The sequence below is a fragment of the Microvirga medicaginis genome, from assembly GCF_052658925.1.
Map to the genome: position 1 here is coordinate 1 of NZ_JBQWEL010000016.1, position 14,122 is coordinate 14,122.

The 14,122-nt window shown below is 63.5% G+C and carries 12 protein-coding genes; 4 read left to right on the forward strand and 8 right to left on the reverse strand.

The annotated features are described in order from the left end of the window. Window positions 1-188 precede the first annotated feature (188 nt). Together ACUXUR_RS18605 and rnd are read left to right on the forward strand one after the other, a co-directional pair. Window positions 189-575, forward strand: coding sequence for a hypothetical protein (locus ACUXUR_RS18605; protein ID WP_445503849.1), 387 nt, complete (start codon window positions 189-191; stop codon window positions 573-575). Between the two features lie 45 nt (window positions 576-620). Further along, complete coding sequence (gene rnd, locus ACUXUR_RS18610; RefSeq protein WP_445503850.1) at window positions 621-1,781, forward strand: ribonuclease D; 1,161 nt, start codon at window positions 621-623, stop codon at window positions 1,779-1,781. A 224-nt stretch (window positions 1,782-2,005) separates the two neighbouring features. On the opposite strand, the gene ACUXUR_RS18615 is transcribed toward rnd, so the two are convergent. From ACUXUR_RS18615 to ACUXUR_RS18640, 6 genes are all read right to left on the reverse strand, one after another. Then, the gene (locus tag ACUXUR_RS18615; RefSeq protein ID WP_445503851.1) at window positions 2,006-2,629 is read right to left on the reverse strand and encodes a 2OG-Fe(II) oxygenase; all 624 of its coding nucleotides are present in this window, start codon (window positions 2,627-2,629) and stop codon (window positions 2,006-2,008) included. A gap of 105 nt (window positions 2,630-2,734) precedes the next feature. Beyond that, window positions 2,735-4,258, reverse strand: coding sequence for an exopolyphosphatase (gene ppx, locus ACUXUR_RS18620; RefSeq protein ID WP_445503852.1), 1,524 nt, complete (start codon window positions 4,256-4,258; stop codon window positions 2,735-2,737). Between the two features lies 1 nt (window position 4,259). Beyond that, window positions 4,260-6,428, reverse strand: coding sequence for an RNA degradosome polyphosphate kinase (locus tag ACUXUR_RS18625; RefSeq protein WP_445503959.1), 2,169 nt, complete (start codon window positions 6,426-6,428; stop codon window positions 4,260-4,262). Between the two features lie 146 nt (window positions 6,429-6,574). Next, window positions 6,575-7,267: a P-loop NTPase family protein gene (locus ACUXUR_RS18630; RefSeq protein WP_445503853.1), complete on the reverse strand. Its 693-nt coding sequence runs from the start codon at window positions 7,265-7,267 to the stop codon at window positions 6,575-6,577. Further along, on the reverse strand, window positions 7,260-8,375 hold the full coding sequence (locus ACUXUR_RS18635) for an AI-2E family transporter (protein ID WP_445503854.1): 1,116 nt from the start codon (window positions 8,373-8,375) through the stop codon (window positions 7,260-7,262). Before ACUXUR_RS18635 ends, ACUXUR_RS18630 begins: the two co-directional genes overlap by 8 nt. A gap of 32 nt (window positions 8,376-8,407) precedes the next feature. Next, window positions 8,408-8,938 (reverse strand): CDP-alcohol phosphatidyltransferase family protein, encoded by a 531-nt coding sequence (locus ACUXUR_RS18640; protein WP_445503855.1) that lies wholly within the window; start codon window positions 8,936-8,938, stop codon window positions 8,408-8,410. A 246-nt stretch (window positions 8,939-9,184) separates the two neighbouring features. On the opposite strand from ACUXUR_RS18640, the gene purM reads away from it, so the two are divergent. Both purM and purN read left to right on the forward strand, forming a co-directional pair. Further along, a complete protein-coding gene (purM, locus tag ACUXUR_RS18645; RefSeq protein WP_445503856.1) occupies window positions 9,185-10,252 on the forward strand; it encodes a phosphoribosylformylglycinamidine cyclo-ligase in 1,068 nt (355 codons plus the stop codon). Continuing rightward, entirely contained in the window at window positions 10,252-10,896 is a 645-nt protein-coding gene (purN, locus tag ACUXUR_RS18650) for a phosphoribosylglycinamide formyltransferase (protein WP_445503857.1), read from the forward strand. The genes purM and purN overlap by 1 nt, the downstream gene beginning before the upstream one ends. 234 nt (window positions 10,897-11,130) lie before the next feature. Here the strand turns inward: purN and ACUXUR_RS18655 are convergent, their stop codons facing one another. Then, window positions 11,131-13,284 carry a molybdopterin oxidoreductase family protein gene (locus ACUXUR_RS18655; RefSeq protein WP_445503858.1) on the reverse strand — a complete coding sequence of 718 codons (2,154 nt, stop codon included), beginning with the start codon at window positions 13,282-13,284 and terminating at the stop codon, window positions 11,131-11,133. A gap of 282 nt (window positions 13,285-13,566) precedes the next feature. Further along, a complete protein-coding gene (gene ndk, locus ACUXUR_RS18660) occupies window positions 13,567-13,989 on the reverse strand; it encodes a nucleoside-diphosphate kinase (RefSeq protein ID WP_445503859.1) in 423 nt (140 codons plus the stop codon). Window positions 13,990-14,122 lie beyond the last annotated feature (133 nt).

The window sequence follows — 14,122 nt, forward strand, 5'->3', positions numbered from 1 at the left end:
AGCATCGGTTTCGTAAGGGCCCTTCCCTCCGGCACGGACCTCGGGAACAGCCGAGATCCGTGCGGCAGGGGAACACGCGCTCTAGCCTGACCCCGCTGCGCTCCGTCGGGGATGAAGGCTATTGCCGAGCCCCCTTTTTCAGCCTCAAACCCCTATCCTTCAATGGTTTTTCCCTTGAAGAACAAAGCGTGAATTCCCATATCAGGTTCATGATGACGAACCATGCAACAACCCTGCTGCACCATGGCCGGAACGCCCCGAGCGAGGAGCGGATCGAGGGGAATTGGCACGTCTATCCCTTCGACGGTGCGCTTGAGATCGACTACGTGGACCAGGCCGGCAACCCCACCCGGCGCTGGGTGATCGCGCGTGAGCTGAAAGTGGGTCCGGGCAAGATGCTGCTCGGCGGCATCGACATGTCCGACGACGGCTATCGCGGCTTCCGGGTGGACCGGATCGAGCGCCTGGAGGATGCGGAGACCGGCTTCGTGGTCCATCGCAACATCCTGGACTGGCTCATGAAGCGGGCCGAGCGGCAGGCAAAAGAGCGGAGGAAAGCCCTTCAAAGGGCTTAAACGGGGAGTCGCCTGCACCAACAGGTTCCGCTAAAAGACTCCTCCATGGATTTGATCACGACCACCGAGGCACTCGAAGCCGCCTGCTCCCGCCTGAGCCAGAATCCGTTCGTCACCGTCGACACGGAGTTCCTGCGCGAGACCACCTATTTCCCGAAGCTCTGCCTCATCCAGATGGCGGGTCTGGATCCTTCGGACGCCTATCTCATCGATCCTCTGGCCGAATCCTTAAGCCTCGAGCCCTTCATGGCGCTCATGGCCAACCCGGATGTGGTGAAGGTCTTCCACTCTGCGCGGCAGGACCTGGAGATCATCTGGAATCTCGGCAATATCGTTCCCTCCCCCCTGTTCGATACCCAGGTCGCCGCCATGGTCTGCGGCTATGGCGATTCGGTTTCTTACGAGCAGCTGGTGAACGACCTCGCCAAGGCCAAGGTCGACAAATCCTCCCGCTTTACCGACTGGTCGCGCCGGCCCCTCACCGAGGCCCAGCTCACCTATGCGCTCTCCGACGTCACCCATCTGGTGAAGGTCTATGATGCCCTGATGGCTCAGCTTGAGAAGAACGGCCGCCTCGACTGGCTGAGAGAGGAAATGTCCATCCTCACCTCGCCGGAGACCTATCAGGCCGATCCGACCAATGCCTGGCGTCGCCTCGGCGGCCGCCTGCGCAAGCCGAAAGAGGTCGCCGTCCTCATGGAGGTCGCCGCCTGGCGCGAGCGCGAGGCTCAAAACCGGGACGTGCCCCGTGGACGCATTCTCAAGGACGACGCATTAATCGACATCGCTACCTCCATCCCCCGCAGCGTGGAGGCTCTGGGCCGCCTGCGTTCGATCCCCAACGGCTTCGAGCGCTCCCGGACCGGTGCCGATATCCTGGAAGCTGTCGAGCGCGGTCTCGCCCGCGATCTCGCCAGCATTCCCATGCCCGAGCGCAGCCGGGGGCGCGGCAATACGGGGGCCGTTGTCGACCTTCTCAAGGTGCTGCTCAAGGCCGTGGCCGAGCAGGAGGGCGTGGCGCCTAAGATCGTCGCTACCGTCGAGGAACTGGAAGCCATCGCCGAGAGCGACACGGCGGACGTGCCCTCCCTGCACGGCTGGCGGCGGGCCTTGTTCGGCGAGAAGGCGCTCGCCCTCAAGAACGGCCAGCTCGGCCTCGTGCTGGAGCGCGGGCGGGTGAAGCTCAAAACCATCCCGAGCGCGTAAAGCATCTCAATTTTTATCCCGGAGCCCTCATCCTGAGGAGGTGCGCAGCACCGTCTCGAAGGACGAGGGCGTCTCCAGTGCACTCTGGACCCTCCTTCGAGACGCAGACTCCGTCTGCTCCTCAGGATGAGGGCGGTGTTTCCAAGGCCCGCTCTAAAAGACAAACGCCACGGCGACCTTGCGTCTGCCGTGGCGCTTCTGTTTTCCTGGATCGAAGATCTGTCTTACCGCCCGAAGATGCCCTTGAAGAACTGGGCGACCTTGTTGTGCTTCTTCTTGCGGTCCACGTCGGCCTGGCTCTTCACCCAGGCGATCTGGACGACGCGACGTTCGCCGACGAACGGCAGGTGGCCGTGCCAGGAATTGTCGGAGCGCAGGAAGGCGAACATGGTGCCCATCATCGGCGGCACTTCCAGCTTGTAGGGCTCAAAATTCTTGCCGTCGTAGAGCACGCGGAGACGTCCGCCATCGTCCTGCTGCCACTCGTCGTTCATGTAGACGAGCATGGTCATGACCTTGGATGGGCCATCCGTGTGGATCGCGCCGTATTTCGGCTGCGAGCGCTTCATGATCGTGGTGAGGCGCGGATAGGGATGCAGGTCGATCCCGAACTTCTTCGACAGAGCCTCCGTCAGCTCGGGTCCTTCGAGCTCGTCGATGAGCTGCTTGAAGCGGCCGTGGAGCTTGACTTCGTCGACCGTGAGATAACCCGGCTTGTCGATCTGCGGAAAGTCGCGGCGGAGCTCCTCGACGGCCTCTTCCTTCAGAAAGCTGGACGCCAGAAGATGATCGTAAGGGTCGCGCGAATGCTGCGCGTTCTCGACCGCGGACAGGTTGATAAGGCTCATATGTTACTCCCGCTTGAGCCCCCTATTGGCTTTATGATCGGGGCTCGACTGACCTTTCGCCAAAGTTGCACTGAGCAGTCGAAAAATCAAACCCTCAGTAGGGGCTCAGCCCACGATCTCGATCACCGGCTCCATGTTGAGAAGCTTGGCGAGCGCCTTGACGCGGCCCACGAGACGCTCATTGGCGAGGTCCTCCATGTGGGGCGGCAGCTGCAGCACGACTTGGCTGCCCCGCACCCGTAGGGGGGCCTGCGGCAGAATGCCTTCCATGGACACGGAGACCGGATAGGCGACGCGCATGAGTGCGGCGAGCAGCCGCGCGCGTTCCAGATAGCGCGGCCCTGCCAGAGACCTGATGCGCGAGCCGACCTTGTCCGGTGAAAGGCCCTCGTGACGGAAGAAAATCGAGAGCGCGAGATAGGCGCGGCCCGGATGATCGAGACCGGCGAAGGCTCCATAGGCGATGAGATTGAGGCTCTGCTCGCCCCGGTAGTCGGGATGAGCGCGCCAACCGATATCGGCGAGCAGGCAGGCCGCACGGCGCAGCCGGGTTTCCGTCTCGGTTTCCTTGATGCCTAAGCTCTTCATGAAGGCTTCGGTCCACTCGCACAGTTCCTGGCCATGGCGCGGGGAACGGGACCGGAGCAGGTTCAGGTCGCTGGCAGCGGCAAGAAGCGGATCGCGCTTCTGCGTCTCCGGATCGAGCTTGTCGTAAAGCACACCCTCGCGGACACCGAAGGCGGAGATGGCGACCTCCTTCGGCTCGCCGAGCCGGAGGATCTCCTCCAGCACGATGGCGCCATAGGCCAAAAGCGGCCGTCGCGCCTCGGAAACGCTCTCGATATCCTTCAGGGTCTTGGCATCCGCCTCCTCCACGAGGCGCAGGAAGTCGAGACCGTCCTCGGTGTTGAGAAGATAGCCATGCATCACATGGAGCGGATAATCGGCTGCCGCCTGATGCAGGCGCGCCAAAGCGCGCCAGGTGCCGCCGACCGCATAGAAGGTGCGGCCATGCAGGTTTTCGAGATATTCCGGAGCGCGCTCCAGGGCTGCACGCACGATCTTCTGCGCCTTCTTCAGCGAGCCGCCACTCATGTCCTGAAGGGCCAGGCCGCCGAGGGGCATCGTGATGCCCCTGCCCACGGTCGCGCCCTTCACATCCACGAGTTCCAGGCTGCCGCCGCCCATGTCGCCCACGATGCCATCCGGCCCGTGGAAGCCTGCAACGATGCCCAGCGCCGAGAACCGTGCCTCTTCCGCACCCGACAGCAGGCTGATGGGGCAGCCGCAGGCTCTCTCCGCGGCCTCCAGGAAAGCAGGACCGTTGGAGGCATCGCGTGCGGCGGCGGTGGCCAGAACGAACACGTCGGACACCTGCATCGTTTCACAGAGCACGCGAAACCGGGCGAGAGCGCGCAGCGCCCGATCCACCGCCTCCTCATCGAGCTGGCCCGTCGTCGCCACATGCCGGCCAAGTCCGCAGAGAACCTTCTCGTTGTAGATCGGCGTCAGGGCGCGAGCCATGCCCTCGTAAGCCACGAGGCGCACGGAGTTCGAGCCGATATCGATGATGGCGACCGGACGTCCGATCTTGAGCCTGCCTTGCGCTTCGCCGGCGACGATCTGCATGTCAGCGCTGCCCACGTTTCGCGAGCGCCTTGGGGCTCGACGTCTTGAGGGATTTTCCGCGTCCGGAGAGACTTGGGTTCGTCATGAAATACTTGTGAGCGTTGAAGGGTTCCTCGCCCTTGGCAGGTACGATCCGCCGGCTCGTGCCGTCCGGCATGACAGTCCAGCTCTGCTCGTTGTCGAGAAGATTGGCGAGCATGATCTGATCCAGCACCTGCTGATGGACGGTGGGGTTGATGATGGGCAATAACGCCTCGACGCGCCGGTCGAGGTTGCGCGTCATCAGGTCGGCGGAGGAGATATACACATGCGCCTTGGGATTCGGGAGGCCCTGCCCGTTCCCGAAGGCATAGATGCGCGTGTGCTCCAGAAAACGTCCGACGATCGACTTCACGCGGATGTTTTCCGACAGGCCCTTGATGCCGGGCCTGAGGCAGCAGATGCCGCGCACGATGAGGTCGATCTGCACGCCCGCCGCACTCGCGTCGTAGAGCGCATCGATGATATCCGCATCGACCAGCGAGTTGCACTTGCCCCAGATCGCTCCAGGCCGCCCGGCTTTGACGTGAGCGATCTCCTCCTGGATGTGCTGAAGAAGACGGTTTCTCAAGGTCAGCGGTGAAACCGCCATGCGCTCCAGCTCCGCTGGTTCCGCATAGCCCGTCACGAAGTTGAAGATGCGCGACACGTCCCGACCGATCACGGGATCGGCGGTGAAGAAGGAGAGATCCGTATAGATGCGCGCTGTGATCGGGTGGTAGTTGCCCGTGCCCACATGGCAATACGTGATGAGCTGACTGCCCTCGCGCCGCACGACCATGGAGAGCTTGGCGTGGGTCTTCAACTCGATGAAGCCGAACACCACCTGAGCGCCCGCGCGCTCGAGGTCGCGAGACCAGCGGATATTCGCCTCTTCGTCGAAGCGGGCCTTCAGCTCCACGAGAGCCGTGACGGACTTGCCTGCCTCCGCTGCCTCGGCGAGTGCCGCCACGATGGGCGAATCCGACGACGTGCGATAGAGCGTCTGTTTGATCGCGACCACGTTCGGATCGCGTGCCGCCTGACGCAGGAACTGCACCACCGCATCGAAGGATTCGTAAGGGTGGTGGACGACGAAATCCTTTTCCCGGATGGCAGCGAAACAATCGCCACTGTGTTCACGGATGCGCTCGGGGAAGCGTGGATTGTAGGGCTTGAACTTGAGATCCGGGCGTTCGAGTGCGACAAGCTGCGAGAGATCGCGCAAGCCCATCATGCCCTCCACGACGAACACCTCGTCGCTGGAAACCTCCATCTCCTCGACTACGAAGAGGCGCAGATCCTCCGGCATCGCGGCCTCGACTTCGAGGCGGATCGCACTGCCGCGACGGCGCTGCTTGAGCGCCGTTTCGAACAGGCGCACCAGATCCTCGGCCTCTTCCTCCACTTCGATATCGGAGTCGCGAATGACCCGGAAAGCGCCCTGCCCCTGCACCTCGTAACCCGGGAACAGGCGGCTCGTGTAGAGCACGATCATCTGTTCGAGCGCGATGAAGCGGGCGGATCCCGTCTCGGAGAAATCCGGCAGGCGGATGAAGCGCTCGGCGCGGGACGGCAGGCGAATCAGCGCGTTCAGCACCTTGCCGTCGCTCTGGCGCACGAGCTTCAGGGCGATGGACGAGCCGAGGTTCGGAATGAACGGAAACGGATGCGCCGGGTCGATGGCGAGAGGCGTGAGAACCGGGAAGATGTGGTTGAGGAAGTAATCCTCAAGCCAGGAGGCCTCAGGCTTCGTCAGGCCGACGCCGTCGACAAGAACGATACTTTCCCCCTGCAGGGTCTCGCGAAGCTCCCGCCAGCGTCGCTGCTGATCGGAAGCGAGGTTCGACACCTCGACCGAAATCTTCGCCAGCTGCTCCTGAGGCGAGAGCCCGTCCTGCGAGATCGTGGCGACGCCGGAGCGCACCTGGCCCCGGAGGCCTGCCACGCGGACCATGAAGAACTCGTCGAGGTTTTCTGCCGAAATCGAGAGGAAGCGCAACTGCTCCAGAAGCGGATGATTGCGGTTTGAGGCTTCCTCCAGCACCCGGCGGTTGAACTGCAGCCAGGAGAGCTCGCGATTGATGAAGCGCTGAGGAAACTGGCGCAGCACGGCACCGTCCAGCTCGATATCCGGCGGGGCCTTCGGCAAGGGAGCTTCGCTGACCGTCTCCACATCTCTCAAGGCAATCGCGTCACGCACTTCGATCTCCGCCGCTTCCTTCTTCGGCGTCCGTTTTGCTCTGGGCTTCGTGACGGTTTCACGACGGTTCAACGACAATGCGGTAGGATCAGGCTTCACTCGATTTCATCCGTTTCCTGCGAGGCTCCGAGGATCTCGGCGGCAATCGCCCGCGACACGCGTCGACCCCGGCTGAGCGCCTCCTTGTCGAGAAGCGCCACCAGTTCCGAAGCCTTGGCCAGAGATCGCTCGATCCGAAGCGAAATATAGTCGACAACGGAGGTGTCGACCACGAGTTGCCTGTCGACGAAGAGCTTGACCAGCACGGCCTTGAGCAGCGCGTCGTCCGGAGCGTCGAGCGTCACGCTCGGAGCAAGCCGCAGGCGGGAGAGCAGATCCGGTGTCTTCAGGCCCCAGCGGTCGGGCGATGTCTCGCTGGTGATCAGAAGAGAGGCCTTCTTCTCCCGCGCCAGATTAAGCAGATGGAACAGGGCCGCCTCGTCCCGCTCAGCCCTGTCCATGTCCTCGATGGCAAGAGCCCCGTTGGAGACAAGATGCGGAACCTTGTCATGCGTGATCCCGGACGCATCGATGGTCCAGGCGTGGGCGTTCGTCGCCCAGATCGAGGCGAGATGGCTCTTGCCGCTGCCCGGCGGGCCGATCAGCAGAAGGATCGTATCCGGCCAGTCCGGCCAGCTCTCGATGAGACCATAGGCCTGCTCGTTGGACGGGCTGACGAGAAAGTCCTCCGCCCCGAAGCGTGGATCCAGGGGCAGATCGAAGGCCAGCTGCTTGGGCGCATCACGCATCGAGATCCGCCTTGTCCTCGACTTTCGGGTGGATGATCACCGGGCCGCCCGGGCCGCGATAGAGCGGGCTCGCCAGGTACTGTCTCAGTGCAAAGCGCGCGATCACGCCCATGGCGGCGGCAAGCGGCACGGCAAGCAGCAGGCCAACGAAGCCGAAGAGCGCGCCGAAAGCGAGCAGCGCGAACATGAGCCAGACCGGGTGGAGCCCCACGGAGTCGCCCACCAGCTTGGGCGAGAGGATGTTCCCTTCCACGAACTGGCCGAAGACGAAGATGCCGAGCGTCGCCAGGATCATGGTCCAGTCGGGCCAGAACTGCACGATGGCGACGCCCATGGAGAGAATGAGACCTGTGAGCGAGCCTACATAAGGAATGAAGCTCAGGAGGCCCGCGGTCATGCCGATGAGGGCGCCGAAGTTCAGGCCGATGACGGCAAGGCTCACCGCATAGAAGGTGCCGAGGATGATGCACACCAAGGCCTGCCCGCGCACGAAGCCCGCAATGGCCCGGTCGATGTCACGGGCGATGACACGGATCGTGTCCCGCTGGCGAACCGGCATCCAGGAATCGACCGTCTTCACCATGCGGTCCCAATCGACCAGCATGTAGAAAGCGACCACCGGCGTCACCACGAGCAGGGAGAAAATGCCGAGCAAGGCCTGCCCACCGGACCAGAGCCCCTGCAGGAAGGCGGCGATCCAGGCGATGCCCTGGGTGATCAGATTGGCCGCCGAGGTCTGCGTCTGGGGAAGAGCGCCCTCAATCCCGAGCCTTCGGATCAGCGGTCCCAGCTGTTGGCTTCCCAGTTCCTGGAGCCTTGCCACGTAGCTGGGAAGCCGCTCCACGAAGGCGCCGACCTGCTGGGCCGCGAACGGCACCAGGATCATGAGGGTGATGATGAAGACGAGAACGAAGAGCACCAGGATCAGGAGACTCGCGCCCAGGCGCCCGATCCCGATCTTCTGCAGCCGGTCCGCCAGAGGATCGAGCAGATAAGCCAGTGCGAAGCCTGCCACGAACGGCAGCAGGATGCCGCGCAGGGCGAAGAGCAGAAGCACTGCCACGACCAGCGCTGCAATCCAGAACCCGATCTGCCGTTGGATCGTCATCGATACTCCATACCCCGAAACGGCGAGAGCCTTCAGCCTGCCATGTGCCGCAGCCAGCCGCCGAGATAGGCACCTGCGGAAGCTACGGTCAAGGTGGCGACAGCCAGCATGACCAGATCCTCGAAACCACCCAGTTCCACTCCATAGGCATTGGCGGCAAGCGCAAAGGCCGCAAAGCCGATCTGTGCGCCCGTATTCAGCTTGCTCACCAGGATCGGCTTGATCTCGACCGGGCGGCTCATGACCCAGGACAGGAGCACGGCCGATACGATCATCGCATCGCGCGACACCACGACGATGGCAAGCCAGCTCGGAATCGCCCCCACGACCGCCAAAGACACATAGATCGAGACCAGCAGCGACTTGTCGGCCAGAGGATCGATATAGGCCCCGAACTCGCTTTTCATGTTGAATTGCCGGGCGATGAACCCGTCGACCGCGTCCGAGACGCCTGCCACCACGAACAGAATGAAGGCCGTCGCCCATCGTTGCTGCATGATCATGACGATCACGATGGGGACCATGATGAGGCGGGCGATGGTGATGAGGTTTGGAATAGTCATCGTGCAAGGATGATGCCGGGTCGGGGGGCCGAGTTCAATGTCTGACTCCGGTAAGAGTCCATTCCCTCTCCTCGTCATGGCCGGGCTTGACCCGGCCATCCACGTCTTTCGACATGAGATGCGAACAAGACGTGGAACCCCGGAACAAGTCCGGGGATGACGGCAGAACCATCATTCCAGGCGGGCAAAAATCCTTGCCTCTTCGCCCTTCTCGTCTTACTCCCCACCCCAACACGGGGTGTGCCCATGACCGAGAAGCAGACGAACGGCCTGACCTATGCCCAAGCGGGCGTCGATATCGACGCGGGCAATGCCATGGTCGACCAGATCAAACCCCTGGTGCGCTCCACGCGCCGCCCCGGCGCGGATGCGGAGATCGGCGGGTTCGGCGGCCTCTTCGACCTCAAGGCCGCGGGCTTCAAGGACCCGATCCTGGTCGCCGCCAATGACGGCGTGGGCACCAAGGTGAAGATCGCCATCGATACCGGCATCCACGACACGATCGGCATCGATCTCGTGGCCATGTGCGTGAACGACATCATCGTTCAGGGCGCCGACCCCCTCTTCTTCCTCGATTATTTCGCCACCGGAAAGCTCTCCCCCGAGGTGGGCGTTCATATCGTCAAGGGCATCGCCGAGGGCTGTCTCCAGGCCGGCTGCGCGCTGATCGGCGGCGAGACGGCGGAGATGCCGGGCCTCTACGCCAAGGGCGACTACGATCTCGCGGGCTTTGCCGTGGGCGCCGCCGAGCGCGGCACGTTGCTGCCGCAAGACGTGAAGGTGGGCGACGTGCTCATCGGCCTGCCTTCCTCAGGCGTTCATTCCAACGGCTTCTCGCTCGTCCGCCGCATTGTGGAGCATTCCGGCCTGTCCTGGGATGCGCCTGCTCCTTTTGCCTCCGGCAAGACCCTGGCTCAGGCTCTCCTTGAGCCGACCCGGATCTATGTGAAGCCCCTCCTCCAGGTGCTGAGGGGCGGCGACGGGATCAACGCGCTCTGCCACATCACCGGCGGCGGCTTCCCCGACAACATCCCGCGCGTTCTACCCGACGGCGTGGGCGTGCGGCTCGATCTGAACGCCATCTCCGCTCCCCCCGTGTTCGGCTGGTTGGCCCGGACCGGCGGAGTTGCCGAGGCTGAGATGCTGCGCACCTTCAACTGCGGCATCGGCATGATCGTGGTGACGAGCGCCGATCAGGCCGATGCGGTGATGGAGCGCCTGCGCCAGGCCGGTGAGAATCCGGTGCGCATCGGGGAGACCATCGCCCATACGGGTGGCGAGCGCGTGCAGACCGCAGGGTCTCTTAAGCTCTGATGACCCGCCGCGTTGCCGTCCTGATCTCCGGGCGCGGGTCCAACATGATCTCGCTGATCGAGGCCGCTTCCGCGCCTGGCTTTCCGGCCGAGATCGCCCTCGTCCTCTCGAACCGCCCCGATGCGGCCGGGCTCGAGCGCGCTCGGGCAGCGGGTATCGCGACGGCTGTCATCGATCACAAGTCTCACCCCACCCGTGAGGATTTCGAGCAGGCGATGGATGGGGTGCTGAGCGAGCACGGCATCGAGTTCATCTGCCTCGCCGGTTTCATGCGCGTGCTCACCGACTGGTTCGTGGAGCGCTGGGCGGGACGGATGATCAACATCCACCCTTCCCTCCTGCCCCTGTTCCGCGGCGTGCACACCCATCGCCGCGCGCTCGAGGAAGGCGTGCTCGTCCATGGCTGCACGGTGCATTTCGTGGTGCCGGAGCTCGATGCCGGTCCCATCATCGCCCAGGCCGCCGTGCCTGTGGTGCCGGGCGATACGGAAGAGACCCTGTCTGCGCGCATTCTCGTGCAGGAGCACCTGATCTACCCGCAGGCCCTGCGCATGATCTGCGACGGCAGCGCCCGGCTCGAAGGCGGCCGCGTGGTGTTCTCCGGAAGCTGGGATGGCACGGGCGCGCTGCGCTCGCCGGCTTAACCGATGCCTCCATGTCATGGCCGAGACGAGCCCGGCCATCCCGACCCGCGGGGCACTGCGCTCTTCCTCATCGGGATCACCGGCACAGGGCCGCTGATCCGCGCCTGAACCCTATCTCCGTCCTCATCCTGAGGAGCCGCGAAGCGGCGTCTCGAAGGAGGCTCCCGTGCGCGCTGGAGACGCCCTCGTCCTTCGAGACGCTACGCTCCTCAGGATGAGGGCTGTGTTTCGTTCTTACCCAGCGACCGGCTCGGCTCTTTCACGAACCGTGACGCGCGGCACCTCGACCTTCAGGTCCGCATCGACCTTTTCCAACGCCACCCGGTTGTCATGGAAGGCAGCACCGCCATAGGGCGCCACCTGATCGCCACCGGTGAGCGTGTTGATGCCGCGCCCGAGAGGATGCGCCCTGTTGGGCCAGATGCCTTCCGCGATCAGCACGCCGCGACGCACGCCATCGAACAGACGGGCTCGCAGGAACACCTCGCCGCGATGATTCTTCAGCTTTACCCAATCGCCGTCGGCAATGCCCTGCCGCTCCGCATCGAGGGGGTGGATCATCACCTCGGGCCTGCCCTCCTTGGCAATCGAGCCCGGCGTTTCGGTGAAGGACGTGTTCAGGAAGCTGCGCGCCGGGCTCGTGGAGAGGCGGAAGGGATAATCGCTCGTCGCATCTTCGATGACCGCCCAGTGGTCAGGCAGCGCGGGCATGCTGGCGTAAGGCCCCATCGGCCCGTTGTTGTAGGACGGCACGGATGTCCAATCGGGCTTGAACCGGAACTTGCCGTCCGGATAGCCGAAGCCATTCAGATAATGCGCATCCTCGAAAGGCGGCTGCACATCCTTGTGAACCGCAAGCTCCAGCTCCTCGATGGAGCCCCAGCCGGAGTTGCGCAGGGTCCAGTCGATGATCTCGCGCGGCTCCATGTCGAAGCCCCGATGCTCGGCTCCCAGGCGCTTCGCGAGCGCACGGGTCACCTCGTGGTTCGACCGGCATTCGCCGGGCGGATCGATGAGCTTCGGGCCGATCTGGAAATGCTGATGCCCGCCGCCGGAATAAAGATCGTCGTGCTCCATGAACATGGTCGCGGGCAGCACGATATCGGCCATCATCGCCGTCTCGGTCATGAACTGCTCATGCACACAGACGAACAGATCCTCACGCGCGAAGCCCTGTTTCACCAGCTCCTGCTCGGGAGCCACGGTCACCGGATTGGTGTTCTGGATCAGCATCGCCTTGACCGGCGGGCCGTTGTAGAGCGCGTCTGCATCGCCGGTGAGCACGCGGCCGATCTGCGACTGGTCGAGAATGCGGATCGAAGGATCGATGGTGTCGTGCCCCTCGATCAGCGCCTTGTTCCAATGATAGATGCCGCTGTTCGAATGGAATGCGCCGCCGCCCTCGTATTGCCACGCGCCCGTGACCGCCGGAATGCAGGCTGCTGCATGCATGTTGACGGCGCCGTTGCGCTGGCGCCCGAAGCCGTAGCCGAGGCGGAAGAAGGTGCGCTTGGTGGTGCCGACGAGCTTTGCGAAGCCCTCGATCTCCCCGACCGACAGGCCGGTGATGGCGGAGGCCCAGGCCGGATCGCGGGTTTTGAGATGCTCTTCGAGTTCGCGCGGATGATCGGTGTAGCGCTCCAGATAATCCCAATCCGCGTAACCATCGCGGAACAGAACGTGCATGACCGCGCAGGCGAGCGCGCCGTCCGTTCCCGGCTTCACGAGCAGCGCCATATCGGCCTGCTTCATGGTGGCGTTCATGTAGATGTCGACGGCGACAATCTTCGCCCCGCGCTCCTTTCGCGCGCGCATGGCATGGGTCATCACATTGACCTGGGTGTGAACCGGGTTCGTGCCCCAGATCACCACGCAATCGGAGACCGCCATCTCGCGGGGGTCGGAGCCTGCGAGCTTGCCCGTTCCGGCGACATAGCCGGTCCAGCCCATGGGGGTGCAGATGGTGGAGTACTGGCCGGAATATTTCTTCACGTGGCGCAGGCGGTTGATGCCGTCGCGCATCACGAGGCCCATGGTGCCCGCGTAGTAATAGGGCCAGACGGATTCCGAGCCGAACTCGGCTTCCGCCTTGAGGAAGGCTTTTGCCACCGCATCCAGCGCCTCGTCCCAGGAGATGCGCTCGAACTGCCCCGATCCCTTGGGGCCGGTACGCTTCAGCGGATAGAGCAACCGCTCCGGATGATGGATGCGTTCCGCGTAGCGCGCGACCTTCGCGCAGATGACGCCCGCCGTATAGCTGTTGGTCTTGGCCCCGTGCACGCGCCCGATGCTTCTGCCGTCGATCACCTCGACGTCGAGGGAGCAGGCCGAGGGGCAATCATGAGGGCAGATGGAGGCGCGGCGGTCGATGCGGGGAGCTTGGTTCATGGCAGGCGCATCATGACGGAGCAGAAAGCCAAAGAAAAGGCCGCATCTTCTCCCTCTCCCTGATCTCGGGTGTTCCCGAGATCAGCTTTTGCTTGCGCAAGTCGGGAACACCCGACTTGCGATGGGAGAGGGCCGGGTGAGGGAATGCCCTCGAACAGGAAGACAGAACCCAAAAAAGAATGGCCGGGTCGAGCCCGGCCATCGTAAGAGTTTTGCTGGATCAGGGTCCTGCCCTCACCCGGCTGCTAACGCAGCCACCCTCTCCCACTGGGGAGAGGGAATTTAGCCGACGATCTCGTTGCCCGAGAAGAACTGGGCGATCTCGATCTTGGCGTTCTCGATGCTGTCGGAGCCGTGGACCGAGTTCTCGCCGATCGACTTGGCGTAGAGCTTGCGGATGGTGCCCTCGGCAGCGCTCTCCGGGTTCGTGGCGCCCATGATTTCGCGGTAGCGGAGAACGGCGCCCTCGCCCTCGAGAACCTGAACGACGACCGGGCCGGAGATCATGAAGTCCACGAGCTCGCCGAAGAAGGGACGCTCCTTGTGGACCGCGTAGAAGGTCTCGGCCTCGCGGCGGGCCATGATCATGCGCTTCTGGGCGACGATGCGCAGGCCGGCGTTCTCGATGACGGCATTGATGGCGCCGGTCAGATTACGCTCGGTCGCGTCGGGCTTGATGATGGAGAAAGTACGCTCGATGGCCATGACAGGTCACCCTTTTAAGAGAAGAAATCGGGAAAGTCCGGCGCTTATAGCGGCGAGGCCCCTCCCCCTCAAGCGCCTTTTCGCAATTGCGAAGGTTCTCATGAGGGTTATCGTAAAGATCGCCCCGTTGGAA